Genomic DNA, 14,511 nt, shown 5'->3' with positions numbered 1-14,511 from the left:
ACTATGAGTACTGAAACTACATTAATTGAGCCCTTTTCCGTCAGCATCGACTTTGCCGAGTCTGTCATGGTCGATCCCGACAATCATAATATCCGCCGCGCATCCACCATGAGTGGATACTATGCCGATGATGAAGCCCTTGAGCAGCTTATTGATGAGGGCGACGATCCATTGCACTACGAAACCTACGAGAAGCATGTCCCTGAGCAATACGGCCATCTGCTCTTTTGCATCAGCAAGATTCAACCTGGGGTAGTTGGCGAGGAGTTCTTTATGACCAAGGGGCACTACCACACGATCGCCCACACGGGAGAGGTATATCTTTGCCTTCAGGGTGAAGGCCTGATGCTTATGAAGACGTCGGTTGGGGAGTTTCGTTATGAGCGAATGAGACGAGGTCAGCTAGTCTATGTGCCGCCTTATTGGGCCCATCGATCCGTGAACACAGGGCGCGAGCCACTTACCATGTTTTGTGTTTGGCCTGCTGATGCCGGGCACAACTACGGTGACATTGCCACCGAAGGCTTTCCGCGAAGAGTGCTTCTACGGGACGGAAGGGAGGTAATCCAGTAAGTGGCTAAGATTCTAGTAACGCCTCGATCAATTACGTCCCAAGGGCATTCTGCGCTGTCGGCTCTGACAAATGCCGGGTATGAAATTATCCTAGCCACGCCAGGACAACAACCTTCTGAAAACGAGCTGATCGAGCGTTTGCCTGGATGTGTCGGAATGCTTGCAGGAGTTGAAAAGATTAGCGCCCGCGCGTTAGCAGCGGCCACGGAACTCCAGGTAATTAGCCGCAATGGGGTAGGCATCGATGGGATCGACTTGGCTGCCGCCGAATCTCGCGGTATTCGGGTTTGCCGTGCCGAGGGATCCAATGCTCGGGGGGTGGCTGAGCTTGCCATAGGTTTGCTTCTCTCTCTCGCCCGAGCTATTCCTTCAGGTGATCGAGCGATCAAGTCTGACCAGTGGGAACGGCGCCAGGGAATCGAATTGGAAGGGAAGACCTTGGGCATTGTCGGCTGTGGTCGAATCGGCCGTCTAGTCTGTGAGTTCGCACTTGCACTTGATATGCGAGTATTGGCTTACGATGTAGTGCCCGATTCCACTTATGCACCCTCAGATCGTTTTAGTTTTGTTTCCCTCGACCACCTCTTTGAGAATGCTGACGCAATCACACTGCACTGCCCAGCTTCGGTGGAAGACGAGGCACTATTGGACTGTGCCGCTCTCTCGAAGTTGAAACATGGTGTCTTTTTGATTAACACGGCACGACCAAATCTGATTGACATCGACGCCTTAATTTCCAAACTGGATAATGCCGAGGTCAGAGCTGCTGCTGTCGATGTTTTTGAAATAGAACCTCCGATCGGCGATCGTCTCGCCAAGCATCCGCGCGTGATTGCCACGCCGCATATCGGTGGCTTCACCCATGAAAGTATTGACCGGGCTGTGCAGATGGCCGTGGATAATCTCCTCGAAACACTCTGTCCCGTCGTCCAATAGGAGCTACACCCCGTGCAATCTAATGACATATTTCGAGCGATTCAGCGTCATGCACTTATGCCAGTCTTGGCGATTGACCAGATTGAGCATGCAATTCCACTGGCCGATGCTCTCATTGCAGGTGATCTGCCAGTCATGGAAGTCACATTCAGAACCCAAGCGGCAGGCGAAGTCCTTCAAATAATTAGCCGTCAACGCAACCAAGTCTTGCTTGGGGCAGGTACCGTGTTGACTATTGAGAATCTGGAAACTGCCAAGGAGTGTGGTGCTCAGTTCGCACTCGCCCCTGGCTTCAACCCGAAAGTCGTCCAAAGAGCACAGGAACTTGAACTGCCTTTTATTCCCGGAGTGGCTACCCCTAGCGAGATCGAGCAGGCCTCTTCACTCGGATGCAGGATTTTGAAGTTCTTTCCAGCGGAATTGATGGGCGGTATCGCAATGCTCAGGGCACTTGCAGGACCATTTCAACATCTCGGGGTGAAGTTCGTGCCCACTGGAGGAATCGGTCCCGACTTGCTTCAGTCCTACCTCAGTCTCGATATTGTGGCAGCAGTTGGAGGATCCTGGCTTGCCAAGCCACAAGACCTAGCAGAAGGTCGTTGGGATGCGATAAAAGAACGCTCACTTGAAGCCGTAAATCAGATTGCCGAGATACGAACTATTTCACGTCAGACTTCAACGGGATCAAAGCGTTGAAGCAAACCGAACTAAACGTGGGTGTGAAGCGGTTGTTCAATACCGAGCTCGAGCCAGGGACCGTTGGTTTGGCTTGGCTGGGGCAGGCTGGTTTCGCCTTGCGTTATGACAATCTGCGAATGCTGATCGACCCGTACCTTTCCGATCACTTGGCCAAGAAGTATCGGGGGCAACCTTTTTCACACGTTCGACTCATGGAACCACCCATCGAAGCTGAGGAATTGGGAGGAATTGATCTCGTTCTCTGTACTCACGGGCACTCCGATCATATGGATCCTGACGCTCTGGCTAAGATTGCTTCCCACAATTCTAGCTGCCGTTTTCTAGTTCCGAGGTCAGAGATGCTCAAGGCCAAAGGATTGGGGCTTCCCGAGAAGAAGTTAATTGGAATCGACGCCGGCGAGAACTTCAATTTGGCTCCAGGCATCTCAGTCACAGCAACCCGAGCAGCACACGAAGATTTGAGATTGAATGAAAACGGGGAGTCTTTTTTTCTGGGATACGTACTAAAGTTGGGCGATCGAGTTGTGTATCATTCGGGAGATACCATCCCTTTCGAAGGACTGGTGGAGGAACTTGCTCCCCACCAAATCGAGATTGCTTTATTGCCAGTAAACGGTCGAGACGACTATCGAACGAGCCACGGGATTCCGGGAAACATGACCTGTACTGAAGCACGTAATCTTTGTCTTGCAGCAGAGATCCCTCACTTGGTTCCCCATCATTTCGGTATGTTTGATTTCAACACAGCAGATGACATCGAACTCAATGATTTGAAACTGGCGTGTCGCGAGCAATTAACTTGTCTCAGGCCAGAAGTAAATCAAATCATCGTTTTATCACCACGGGGTGCTTGCATTCTTCAGTCACAAGTCATTGAGGAGAATTGGGTATGAATAAGATTGGCATCTATTACGCCTACTGGACGCATGATTGGGATGCCGATTTCGTTCCGTTTGTCTCGAAAGTGAAACAGCTCGGGTTTGACATTCTCGAAGTTAACTCTGGCACTGTAACCAAAATGTCTAACTCCGAACGTGATCGTCTCAAAACCGAGGCACATAAGCAGGGCATAGAGTTGACCTACTGCATCGGACTGCCTCACGAGTACGACATTGCCAGTGAAGATTCTTCGGTTCGACGGGCAGGTATCGCATTTCTGAAGAAAAGCGCGGAAGCCGTGAAATACATGGGTTCAAAGCAACTCGGCGGTATTATCTATAGTTCCTGGCCTGGAAAACTGCCAGGAAATAAGGACAAGCGTGCGTTCGTTGACCGCAGTGTCGAAAGCATGCGCGAAGTGATCAAAGTAGTAGAAGATTGCGAAGTCTTCTTCAATGTCGAAGTAGTTAATCGATTCGAACAATACATCATGAACACTTCCGCCGAAGCCGTAGAGTATGTCGAGCGTGTAGGGAGCGACCACTGCAAGGTATTACTTGATAGTTTTCATCTAAACATTGAAGAAGATGATATTCATGCGGCAATCGTTACTGCCGGTGATCGACTGGGACATTTTCATATCGGCGAAACCAATCGACGTGCTCCCGGACGCGGGAGAATGCCCTGGAACGAAATATTCGCCGCTATAAAACAAATTGGATACCAAGGCGCGATCTCGATGGAACCATTTCTGATGCCTGGCGGTGAGGTGGGGCGTGATATCTCGGTTTATCGAGATCTCCGTGACGGACTCGATTTAGATGAAGAAGCCGGTCGTGCTCTCAAGTTCGTTCGCCAGGAAATCGAGCAGGCCTGAGGCTGTCCCTAGAATTGCCTACGATTGGGTGACATACCATGAACAAAGTTAAAGTTGGAATACTCACGTTCTCCGATGGCCGCGAGTACATCCACGAGCAATTAATATCTGTCAACGAGAAGTATCAGCGCGCCGTTGCAACAGCGCTCGAAGCAACCGGCCAGTTTGAGGTCGTTGAAGGTCGACAGGTCATTTGGAGCCCTCAGAGTGCCCGGGAAGAAAGTAGTTATCTCGCTCAGCAGGGTTGTGAGATGACAATTTTCAATTACGCGATTTGGTGTTATCCCCATCTCAGCGCTATCGCTACGAATTTTGCCCCCGGCCCCTACTTGCTCTTTTGCAATCTTCATCCGTCCGAGCCTGGCATGGTGGCAATGCTGGCTTCAGCGGGTACGATGGATCAGCTCGATAGGAAGTATCACCGTGTTTGGGGTGACATCCACGATCCGCTCGTTCTCGAGCGAGTCATCGAGTATCTCAAGTCGGCAGCGGCTGTCTCAAGACTACGCGGTTTAACGTACGGGCTCTTTGGCGGACGGCCTTTGGGAATGTACACTGCAGTAGCCAATCTTGATCAATGGCAGCAGATGTTCGGCATTGATGTCGAGCACGTCGAACAGGAAGATGTTGTGCGTTATGCGCATCAGGTCAAACCTGAGCGAATCGAGCAAGGTTTCACTTGGCTTAGCGAGCATGTAGGCCAAATCAAGTACGACCAGCATGTGCTGACTCCTGAAAAGCTGAAATTGCAAATCGCATCCTATCACGCCTATCGGCAGATTATTGAAGAGCGTCAACTAGACTTTATCGGTACCAAAGCCCACGGTGATTTGACGGACACTTTTGTCACGCTCGATGTTGCAGAAGCTTTTCTCAACGATCCGTATGACTGGGAGGGCCCACACGAACCAATCGTTGCGGCAACGGAAGCCGATATGGACGGGGCGCTCACGATGCAAATATTTAAGCATCTCTCCGGCCAAACGGTTCTCTTTGCCGATGTTCGGCATTACGACTCGGAAGATCAGGTATGGTATCTATCTAACTCAGGCACGCATGCGACCTACTTCGCTGGCCGTTCTGACGATCCTGCTGAAAATCTCAAAAACGTAACGTTTTATCCTGAAGTATCTTATTATCCTGCCGGAGGAGCCTCGGTACACCACTTTGCTGCGCCAGGAGAAGTCACTTTGGCACGTCTTGCCCGCAAGAATGGTCGCTATCACCTGGCGATTGTCCCCGCCGAGTTTGTCGAATTTCCACGCAATGTATCGTTAGCCAAGGGTGCTACAACAACACCCGAATGGCCCTGTGCATTCGCACGGATTCAAGTTGAGCCAGAAGAGTTCCTGGCAACTTACCCTTGCAATCACATACATGGAATCTATGGCGACTATGTGGAAGCACTCTTGCATGTAGCTAATATCCTTGGGCTCGAAACCAAACTCTATCGATAATTTCACGAGACCGCATAAATCAGACACTTTTCATACTTCGACGTTTCAATTGGTCGAAAGGCTGACAAGAAAGTATTTCGATGACCAACTCTACGGATGAATCAGGTTTGTTGACTTCGGCTGGACTTCCCGAGAAGGGGAGTACTCTTTTCCTAACTTTTGTCTGCATTGTCTCAGCTTTGGGGGGACTGTTGTTTGGATATGACACGGTGGTAATCTCTGGCACAGTGACGGCAGTGAAAGCCCAGTTTTCACTTAGCGACACCTTAGAGGGGCTTTTTGTTAGTTCCGCATTGATTGGCTGTGTGATCGGCTGTGCCGTTGCTGGTCCCATCTCTGATCGAATCGGACGTAAGAAAGTCTTGATAGCATCCTCTCTACTTTTTGTGATTTCGGCCGCGGGCTGTGGAATCGCTGACAGTGCCAACTTTCTTATATGCGCGCGCTGGATTGGCGGGGTTGGCGTAGGTATCGCATCTATGATTTGTCCACTCTATATCTCAGAGATCTCTTTACCGCATTTGCGTGGACGTCTGGTAACCCTTTTTCAATTTGCTATCACGATAGGCATCTGTCTCGCCCTCTTTGCCAACACAGCTTTACAAGGCATTTCCGAGAGTAGTTCCTCTAGTGATGGCCAAGGATTGTGGCATTGGATGGTTGTCGAGGAGGTCTGGCGAGCAATGTTTATTGCAGAAGTCTTCCCCGCCTCGTTGTTCTTCGTGCTTTGCCTGACGATTCCTGAGAGTCCACGGTGGTTAACAAAGATGAATCGAACTGAAGAAGCATATCAAATCCTCGCGAGAGTCGGTGGTCGGCAAACTGCCGAAAAGGAAATACAAGAGATAAGCGACGCAATCGCCCAAGAGGAAGGTTCGGTTGCTCAGTTGTTCAAGCCGGGACTGCGCAAAGCACTTTTCGTTGCACTATTTCTCTCGATTGTCTCGGAAATGAGCGGTGTCACGGTGATACTCTACTACGGCCCAGGTATTCTCGAGAAAGCAGGCTTCACCTTTGGCGATGCATTGGGAGGGTTTGTTCCCATTGGGATTGTCAACATGCTCTTCACGATTCTCGCAATATGGCTGATCGATGTTTCGGGAAGGCGTCCACTCTTGTTTTGGGGAAATTTGGGCTGTTTCTTAGCCCTGGCTACCATTGGGCTGCTTTTTTCTCAAGGTAAAACCGATGGGGCGATTCTCGTCGTGCTGATTTGTTTCTTCATGGCTTGCTTCGCTTTCTCTATCGGGCCTATCAAGTGGGTCGTGATGTCTGAGATTTTTCCGACCCGCATCCGTGGTCGAGCAGTTGCCATATCGTCATTGGCAGTATGGCTTACCGACGCAGTATACAACCAACTTTATCCGATGGCGCGCGAGGTAATCGGAGAAGCTGGCATGTTTTTTGTGTTCGCTGCGGTGTTAATCCCTCAGTTCTACTTTGTCTGGAAAGTGATGCCCGAAACGAAGGGCCTCACTTTAGAAGAAATCGAGCAGTCTTGGACAAATAAGTAGCTTTTGAGGGGAGCTGTATTGAAACAGTTTGGGGCAAAGTCAAAATGAATTTCCAATCGCACAACAGGCCGCGATAAGTGCCGAAGGTCGCCTTCGGTCGCTATTCAAACCTTAATTTCTCTACTGTGAGACGAAAATTATGAAAATTGGCATCGACAGCTACTGTTACCATCGATTCTTTGGTGAGGCCTATCCTCAACAAGAAGCCGCATCAAAGAGAATGACCCTCGAAGATTTCATCGACCGTGCCTCGGAGTTGAAGGTGGATGGAGTTTCGCTAGAGTCGTGCTTTATCCCCGAGAAAAACGATCCGGGCTACCTATCATCTGTCCGAGACCGCTTAGATGAATATGCCTTCGATCGCGTTTATGCATGGGGTCATCCAGATGGATTGGAAGGGGGAACCAATCATACTGAGTACGAAGAAATGATCGGCTCTTTCCAACATGCCAATCAAATCGGTGCCAAGATAATGCGAGTGGTTGGCTCAAGCGGCTTATTTCGGTTTGAAAACCACCAGGAACAAATCTCACGTCTAGTGGCTATGTTTCGAAAAGCAGTCAAAGTCGCAGCGGATTGCGATATAAAGATGGCGATTGAAAACCACATAGATTTCACTGGCGATGAAATTCTCCAGCTGCTTGAGGAGGTTGATTCGCCCTACTTAGGCTTGAATTTGGACACGGGAAATTTTGCCCGCTTACTCGACGATCCGATTAAAGCGATGGAGAAGTTGGCCCCATATACTCTGGCCACACACATCAAGGATTTGAAGATCAACGCTGCAGCATCCGTAGACGACTGGTATTTCTTTTCCACAGTACCTGTGGGGGATGGTTTTATCGACAATCTGCAATTGGCACGACTTTTGAAACGGGCCGACTACCAGGGGTTATTGGCAATGGAACTCGATTTTCTTCATCCAGACTACAATAACGATGAGGACGCAGCAGTCGCTCAGAGTGTGGACGTTCTGCGGAGAATTGCAGAGCGTGTAGAAACTGAAACAACCGATTAGCAAAGTACCATGTCAAAACAAGAACTTAGAATTGGTCTGATTGGCTATAATTTCATGGGCAAAGCGCACTCCCAGGCTTGGCGCAACGCCCCGCTTTATTTTGAAATGGAAGCGAAACCAATCCTTAAAGCAGTCTGTGGACGTTCGAAGGATCGTGTATCTACATTTGCCCAGCGATGGGGATGGGAAGACGTTGAGACCGATTGGCGACGATTGATTGAACGTAACGACATTGATGTGATCGATGTTTCAACCCCGACCTATTTGCATCACGATATGGTGATTGCAGCTGCTCAAGCTGGTAAACATATCTTCTGTGAAAAACCTTTTGCACTTTCGTCCGAAGAAGCCCAGAGAATGCTTGAAGCTGCCGAGACCGCTGGAATTACGCATTGCTTGAATCACAATTACCGTCGTTGTCCGGCTGTGCGACTCGCTCGCAAGCTTATCGATGAGAAAAAGCTAGGGCGAATTTTTCACTGGCGAGGCGCTTATCTCCAATCCTGGATCGTTGATCCGAATTTTCCCTTGACCTGGCAACTCCAAGCAAAGTTCGCTGGAGCAGGACCTCACTATGACCTGAACTCTCATAGTGTCGATCTGGCCAGATATCTCGTGGGCGAAATCTCAACCGTGTCTGCTATGACTTCGCGATTCGTAACACAGCGCCCCCTGCCCGCCGCGAACGCGACTGCTTTCCAGGGAAATTCGGAAAGTGAAGAGCTTGGTGAAGTCACTGTGGAGGACGCTGCTTTCATGACAGTTCAGTTCGAGAATGGGGCACTCGGTTCATTCGAGGCTTCACGCTTTGCCTTGGGACGCAAGAATTACAATATGTTTGAAATCTACGGAAGCGAAGGCGCACTCAGATTCAATTTGGAAAGAATGAATGAACTCGAGTATTTCAACGGCACCGACCCCGAGGCAGCGCAGGGGTTTCGGACGATTCTGGCGACCGAGCCATGCCATGAATATATCTCTAATTGGTGGCCACCCGGACATACCATCGGATATGAACATGAATTCACTCACGCCGTCGTCGATTTCTTCAAAGCAGTATCATCTGGTTGTCCGGTCGAACCAAATTTTCGTGATGGAGTGGCTTGCATGAAGGTGCTTGAAGCTGGTCTCAGGTCAGCCAACAACGGAAGTTGTGAGGCAGTCACATAGACAAATTGCAATAGGCTTATCAATCACAATTCTTATGTGGCAACTTGCATTTTCACGAAATTTCCTCGAAATGAGACTCTGCATAGACGCGATAGGCGACATGAATCGAGATTCTAATCTGCACAAGCTAGGGATGATGTTTCTTGGTGGTTGGTGGTTGCTGTTACTTTCGCTATCAACCGCTGAACCTGCAATTGCCGATGATTCCCAGAATTCTCAAGAGAAATCAAAGGTGGAAGACCACTGGGGAGAAGGTTCCGTGGGGTTTCGTTGGGTAGAGAATGACGGTCACGACGCTCGCTGGAATCAGATGGACACGGGGCCTATGATGACCTCCTCCCTTGATGTACCTGGTGGAGACGGTAAAACCACTATTGTTAGCAAAGCGTTGTCCATCCGCCTTGGAGATCGCCAGAATGCTGCAGTCTGTTTCGACCTCGAACGCATGACAGTTCGATGTGGCTGGGTGGGAGGCTTTCTCGAATATGATCCCATTCGGTTCGGTTTGGTAAATCGACCAAAAATAGCTGGGAAAACTCTATTCACATCACCTCCTAGCACTGGTTGGGGAAATGCAGAAGTAAATTATCGTGGCTCATACTTGCACGGCTCGCGGGTGGTTCTCAGCTATGACGTCGATGCAGTGCCAGTACTAGATTCCTTTTGGGCTCACTCTGCGGAAGATTCGACTTCCATTGTTCGGTTCATGGAGATAGCGCCACATCCAGAATCATTAACCGTCATAGTGGCTGACTCTGGAACTCCCCTTGTCGTGAAGGGAGATTCTCAGTTCTATCAAGTTCTCAAGAGTGATTCCAAGCCGACTTCAATTCGCATCCTGCCAAGTGCCAAGCCTTTGCGATTCGAGATTTGGATAGGTCCACCCAAAACGACCGAAGCTATCAAGATTGCTGGTAAGAAGTACAGGTCTGACTTATCTGCGTTGACAAAGCCGGGGCCACTTCGCTGGGGTGAACCTCTTATGACTCGAGGAGAAGTAGGAGAAAGTGATCAGCCCCTAGTAATTGATTCAGTCGAATTGCCATTTGAAAACCGTTTTGGGGCGCTCCTGTTCGTCGGTGGCCATGACTTCTTCTCTACCCCCGGAAAAATGGCCATTTGCACCGTCCATGGAGATGTTTGGATTGTCAGTGGCATAGACGACACACTTGACAAAATTGAATGGCGACGATTTGCTACCGGTTTGTTTCAACCCCTAGGATTGCGAATCGTCGACGATCTCGTCTATGTGCTTGGTAGGGATCAGATTACACGCCTCATCGACCTCAATAAGGACGGTGAGGCCGATTTCTACGAATCCTTCAACAACGACGGTGAAACTTCACCGGAAGGGCACGATTTTTCTACCTGTCTGCAAACGGATGCCCAGGGAAATTTCTACTACCTTAGTGAGAAAGGTGTTCATCGTGTTTCTCCGGATGGGAAAGAGTACGAAACGATCGCCACGGGGCTGCGCAACCCGAACGGACTAGCAGTTGCGGAAGATGGGACCACTATAGCTTCACCTCAAGAAGGCACTTGGACACCTGCATCAGCGATCGTGGAAGTTACCCCGGGTGGCTACTACGGTTTCGGAGGGCCTCGGGTAACCCCCGAACGCCCCCGTGGCTACGACCCTCCGCTCTGTTGGATTCCACGGCTTATCGACAATTCCACCGGGGGACAGGTCTGGGTCACTGGCGATGTTTGGCAACCGCTCGAGGGACAACTTTTGAATATGTCATACGGCCAATGTCGGTTGCTCCTCACGCTTCTTGAACCGCGAACCTGGTCTGTACCGCCTAACTGGCCAGTCCTCGGCGATGTCAATCAAGTAACACTTGGGACGGTCTTTATTTCCTCTGCGGCACAATATGTTCAGGGAGGAAGTCTCTCATTGCCGCTCTCGTTTCAGTCAGGCATCATGAGAGGCCGCTTCAGCCCTCATGACGGACAATTGTATGTCTCGGGGCTGCGTGGGTGGGTAAGTACCGCCGTCCAAGACGGCTGCTTACAGCGCGTACGCTATACCGGAAAGAGTTTTCCCTATCCAAATGGAGTGAGAACACTAGCAAATGGCCTGGCAATTTCCTTTGCCATTTCATTGGAAAAAGAGGAAGCCGAGAACCCGGGAAACTACCAACTGCAAAAGTGGAATTACAAGTATTCAGGGAATTACGGCTCTCCCGAATATAAGGTTTCGGATCCACGTTTTGAAGGAAGAGATGAAGTAGAGATCCTCTCTGCATCCCTTCTAGACGATCAGACGGTCTTTCTGGAGATAGCCGATGTCCAACCCGCAATGCAGTTTTCCGTGGGATATGCATTGCGCGGGACTGATGGACAAGCATTGCGCAATGTCTATTATCATACAATCAACTCAGTGCCAGATGTTCGACTTGATCCAGCACATCTGACTCGTTCTGTGCGCGCCAACCAGTTGGCCGTCGATGAAATCAAACAGCTCCAGCCAGGCTTATTGTGGCGATTTGCCCAAAGCAATGGTGAACGAGATGGGCACGATGCCCGAAGTGACCGCGGAGCCGCTTTGTACGTTCCGGAGGGAGCGTGTGTAACTCCATTTCTGCAACCTGGCCCGTTTCAAGCGGTTGCAGAAGGATATCTTCGTGTACGGCTTCCCGGTGTCTATCATTTTTCACTCGTCGGACAAGGCTCCGCTAGAATTAGTCTCAATCATAAGGAGGCCCTATCCGCCGAGGGAGTGGACCTCTCGAAGACTTCGCCTCAGGCAGTGGCATTGAAGGGTGGCTATAACCATTTGAAATTAGAATATGACGCCCCAAATTCAGGAGACGCATCTGTTCGGCTTCTCTGGTCGAGCGACGACTTTGCAAGGGAACTTGTCCCCCCCGACTCTCTTCTGCATCCCTCGCAGGACAAGGCACTCGTGGCAAGTCAGCAGCTACGTGCCGGGAGAACTTTGTTTGCGGAGTTGAGGTGCTTCCGTTGCCATTCCAAGACATACAGTACCAAGGTTGGGGATCATTCAATGCCCGAGCTTGCGATCGATGCGCCGAATCTGACAACCATCGGCGACCGCCTACGGCCTGAGTGGATCGCTCGTTGGCTGTTAGACCCTGCCAGCCAGCAATCCAATGCCAGGATGCCGCGAATGTTTGGAACAAGTAGAACGGATCGGCAACAGGCGCTGGACGTAGCCACCTATCTGGCATCTAAGACCTCAAGCGATGAAATCGAGCTCAATTCCTTTGAAGCTAAGTTGAATGCGGATTCGCTCATTGAAGCTGGGGAAATCGTGTTTACAGATTTGGGGTGTCTTATTTGCCACTGCCTAACTACGGACGATGAGCCAGAAGAATTCGCTCGGATGTCATTGGCCTCAGTACAACAAAAATATCGAAAAGGAGCCTTGGCATCGTTCCTCAAGAAGCCGCACCAACATTATGTGTCTAGCCGGATGCCAGACTTCCAACTCAGCGATGAAGAGGTTGCAGCGCTTGTTGCATTCCTAGAGGACGCGACGACAGATACGATAAACTCCTTTCCTGTCGGAGGAAACGCTGCGCGAGGCCGACAAATCTTTGCAAGTAAAGGGTGCGGAGCCTGTCACCAGCTAGAGGACCCACGACTATCGCCATTTCCCAAAGCACCTGAGATTCGGCGTAGACCTTCATCGCGTGGGTGTCTCGACCATGAATTGAATTCCGAGCATAACGGACCCGTCTATGTGTTGACTAGTGATGAGCGAGATTCTTTGCGGGTTTTTCTCCAGCAGGATCGAGAATCTCTAACACGCTATTCTTCGATTGAAACATCTGAACGGCTCATAAAGCGTTATGACTGTCTCGCCTGTCACGATCGTGATAGTTTTCAAAGCAATCGGGGAATCATCATGGCAGAAGAAGGTCGCGGTCTAGCACCCGAATCGATACCTAGCCTGACATGGACGGGTGAGAAACTGCTGGCCCCTTGGACCGCCAAGTTTCTTGCTGGCCAACGTGATCGCTCCCTGCGACCTTGGTTGAGAACTCGCATGCCTTGCGTTCCACAGTTTGCCGACGTGTTGGCAGAAGGTTTTGCGCATCAACATGGAATCCCTACCACATCACCTAAAAAGCCGAACTACGACGCCAAACTGGCGGAAATAGGGCGACAACTAACACTCCAGACAGCACTCGATTGCCGCCAATGCCATGGTATTGGCAAACTCAATCCGCGTGGCGACGATCACACCAAGCTAGCGCCGGGAATCAACTTCACAACCGTCCGAGAGCGGCTGCATCAAGATTATTATATGCGGTTTGTGCTGAATCCTCCCCGTTTCGATTTTTCGACAAAGATGCCTCAACTGGCAAGAGATGGGAGGACCACAGCCGCAATCCGTTTCTATGACGGGGACGCCGAGAAACAATTCCACGCTGTCTGGCACTACTTACAACACTACAACAAACACGCAAATTCAGCAGACTCTCAGGAGTACAATCGAACAGACTACAACACTTTAAGGAGCGAATGATGGATATCTCACGATTTTCACGAACACTAACTTGGTTTGTGGTGACTCTGTTTGCAGTAGGTTTGATACACAGCTTTAGCAATGCATCACCCGCAGAAAACGAAAAATCTATCAATTTCTCACCTGAGAATCTTGTCGCTTGGTGTATCGTGCCATTCGATGCGAAGCACCGTAGTCCAGCGGAACGTGCCGCTATGTTGAATCGACTTGGTCTCAATCGTGTTGCCTACGACTGGCGAGCAGAACACGTCCCGACTTTCGAGAAAGAAATACTTGAGTATAAGAAACATGGCATTGATTTCTTCGCTTTTTGGGATTGGCATCCTGAGATGGTAGAGCTTGTCAAGAAGCATGGCATCCACCCGCAATTCTGGGTGATGATGCCAAACCCTGAAACAGGAACCCAAGAAGAAAAAGTGGAAGCAGCAGCCAAACAGCTTATGCCCAAAGTAAACGAGGCCCGACAATTGGGATGCCAGCTTGGACTATACAATCATGGAGGTTGGGCCGGCGAACCGCTGAACTTGGTGGCCGTATGTCGTTGGCTCCGCGATCACGCAGATGCCAAGCATGTGGGCATCGTTTACAACTTTCATCATGCGCATGAACATATCGACGATTTCGCTGATGTATTTGCCTCGCTCAAGTCGTACTTGCTCTGCCTGAACCTCAATGGCATGAATCGTGATGCTAATCCAAAGATACTTCCAATTGGTCAAGGAGAGTTCGAGAAAGAAATGATTGAGATCGTTCAGCACACCGGCTATGACGGTCCGATCGGGATACTCGATCACAGGGAAGATACCGATTCGGAAGTTAGCCTTCGTGAGAATCTCGACGGACTGGCCCGATTGCAGAACGAAATTGAATAGGACCTGTCACTACGACAT

At 50.1% G+C, this 14,511-nt stretch carries 11 protein-coding genes; all 11 read left to right on the top strand.

Annotation, left to right across the window (positions count from 1 at the left end):
• Nucleotides 1-3 precede the first annotated feature (3 nt).
• Entirely contained in the window at nucleotides 4-573 is a 570-nt protein-coding gene (locus Pla144_RS21920) for a glucose-6-phosphate isomerase family protein (RefSeq protein WP_197530927.1), read from the top strand.
• The gene (locus Pla144_RS21915) at nucleotides 574-1,509 is read left to right on the top strand and encodes a phosphoglycerate dehydrogenase (protein ID WP_146452845.1); all 936 of its coding nucleotides are present in this window, start codon (nucleotides 574-576) and stop codon (nucleotides 1,507-1,509) included.
• Nucleotides 1,510-1,521: 12 nt separating this feature from the next.
• A complete protein-coding gene (gene eda / locus Pla144_RS21910) occupies nucleotides 1,522-2,205 on the top strand; it encodes a bifunctional 4-hydroxy-2-oxoglutarate aldolase/2-dehydro-3-deoxy-phosphogluconate aldolase (RefSeq protein ID WP_146452844.1) in 684 nt (227 codons plus the stop codon).
• Complete coding sequence (locus tag Pla144_RS21905; RefSeq protein ID WP_197530926.1) at nucleotides 2,202-3,101, top strand: MBL fold metallo-hydrolase; 900 nt, start codon at nucleotides 2,202-2,204, stop codon at nucleotides 3,099-3,101. The genes eda and Pla144_RS21905 overlap by 4 nt, the downstream gene beginning before the upstream one ends.
• On the top strand, nucleotides 3,098-3,964 hold the full coding sequence (locus Pla144_RS21900; protein ID WP_146452842.1) for a D-psicose 3-epimerase: 867 nt from the start codon (nucleotides 3,098-3,100) through the stop codon (nucleotides 3,962-3,964). Before Pla144_RS21905 ends, Pla144_RS21900 begins: the two co-directional genes overlap by 4 nt.
• A 38-nt stretch (nucleotides 3,965-4,002) precedes the next feature.
• The gene (locus tag Pla144_RS21895; RefSeq protein ID WP_146452841.1) at nucleotides 4,003-5,421 is read left to right on the top strand and encodes an L-fucose/L-arabinose isomerase family protein; all 1,419 of its coding nucleotides are present in this window, start codon (nucleotides 4,003-4,005) and stop codon (nucleotides 5,419-5,421) included.
• Nucleotides 5,422-5,501: 80 nt separating this feature from the next.
• Complete coding sequence (locus Pla144_RS21890) at nucleotides 5,502-6,935, top strand: sugar porter family MFS transporter (RefSeq protein WP_146452840.1); 1,434 nt, start codon at nucleotides 5,502-5,504, stop codon at nucleotides 6,933-6,935.
• 139 nt (nucleotides 6,936-7,074) lie between these two features.
• Nucleotides 7,075-7,953: a sugar phosphate isomerase/epimerase family protein gene (locus Pla144_RS21885; RefSeq protein WP_146452839.1), complete on the top strand. Its 879-nt coding sequence runs from the start codon at nucleotides 7,075-7,077 to the stop codon at nucleotides 7,951-7,953.
• 9 nt (nucleotides 7,954-7,962) lie between these two features.
• Nucleotides 7,963-9,123, top strand: a complete 1,161-nt coding sequence (locus Pla144_RS21880) for a Gfo/Idh/MocA family protein (protein ID WP_146452838.1) — start codon at nucleotides 7,963-7,965, stop codon at nucleotides 9,121-9,123.
• Nucleotides 9,124-9,193: 70 nt separating this feature from the next.
• On the top strand, nucleotides 9,194-13,621 hold the full coding sequence (locus tag Pla144_RS21875; protein ID WP_197530925.1) for a DUF6797 domain-containing protein: 4,428 nt from the start codon (nucleotides 9,194-9,196) through the stop codon (nucleotides 13,619-13,621).
• Nucleotides 13,618-14,493: a sugar phosphate isomerase/epimerase family protein gene (locus tag Pla144_RS21870; RefSeq protein ID WP_197530924.1), complete on the top strand. Its 876-nt coding sequence runs from the start codon at nucleotides 13,618-13,620 to the stop codon at nucleotides 14,491-14,493. Before Pla144_RS21875 ends, Pla144_RS21870 begins: the two co-directional genes overlap by 4 nt.
• The last annotated feature ends 18 nt before the right edge of the window (nucleotides 14,494-14,511 follow it).

Source organism: Bythopirellula polymerisocia, assembly GCF_007860015.1.
In the GTDB taxonomy this organism is placed as follows: Bacteria; Planctomycetota; Planctomycetia; order Pirellulales; family Lacipirellulaceae; genus Bythopirellula; species Bythopirellula polymerisocia.
Note: the sequence above shows the minus strand (reverse complement) of the source record. Positions and strands in the feature narration are given on the sequence as shown.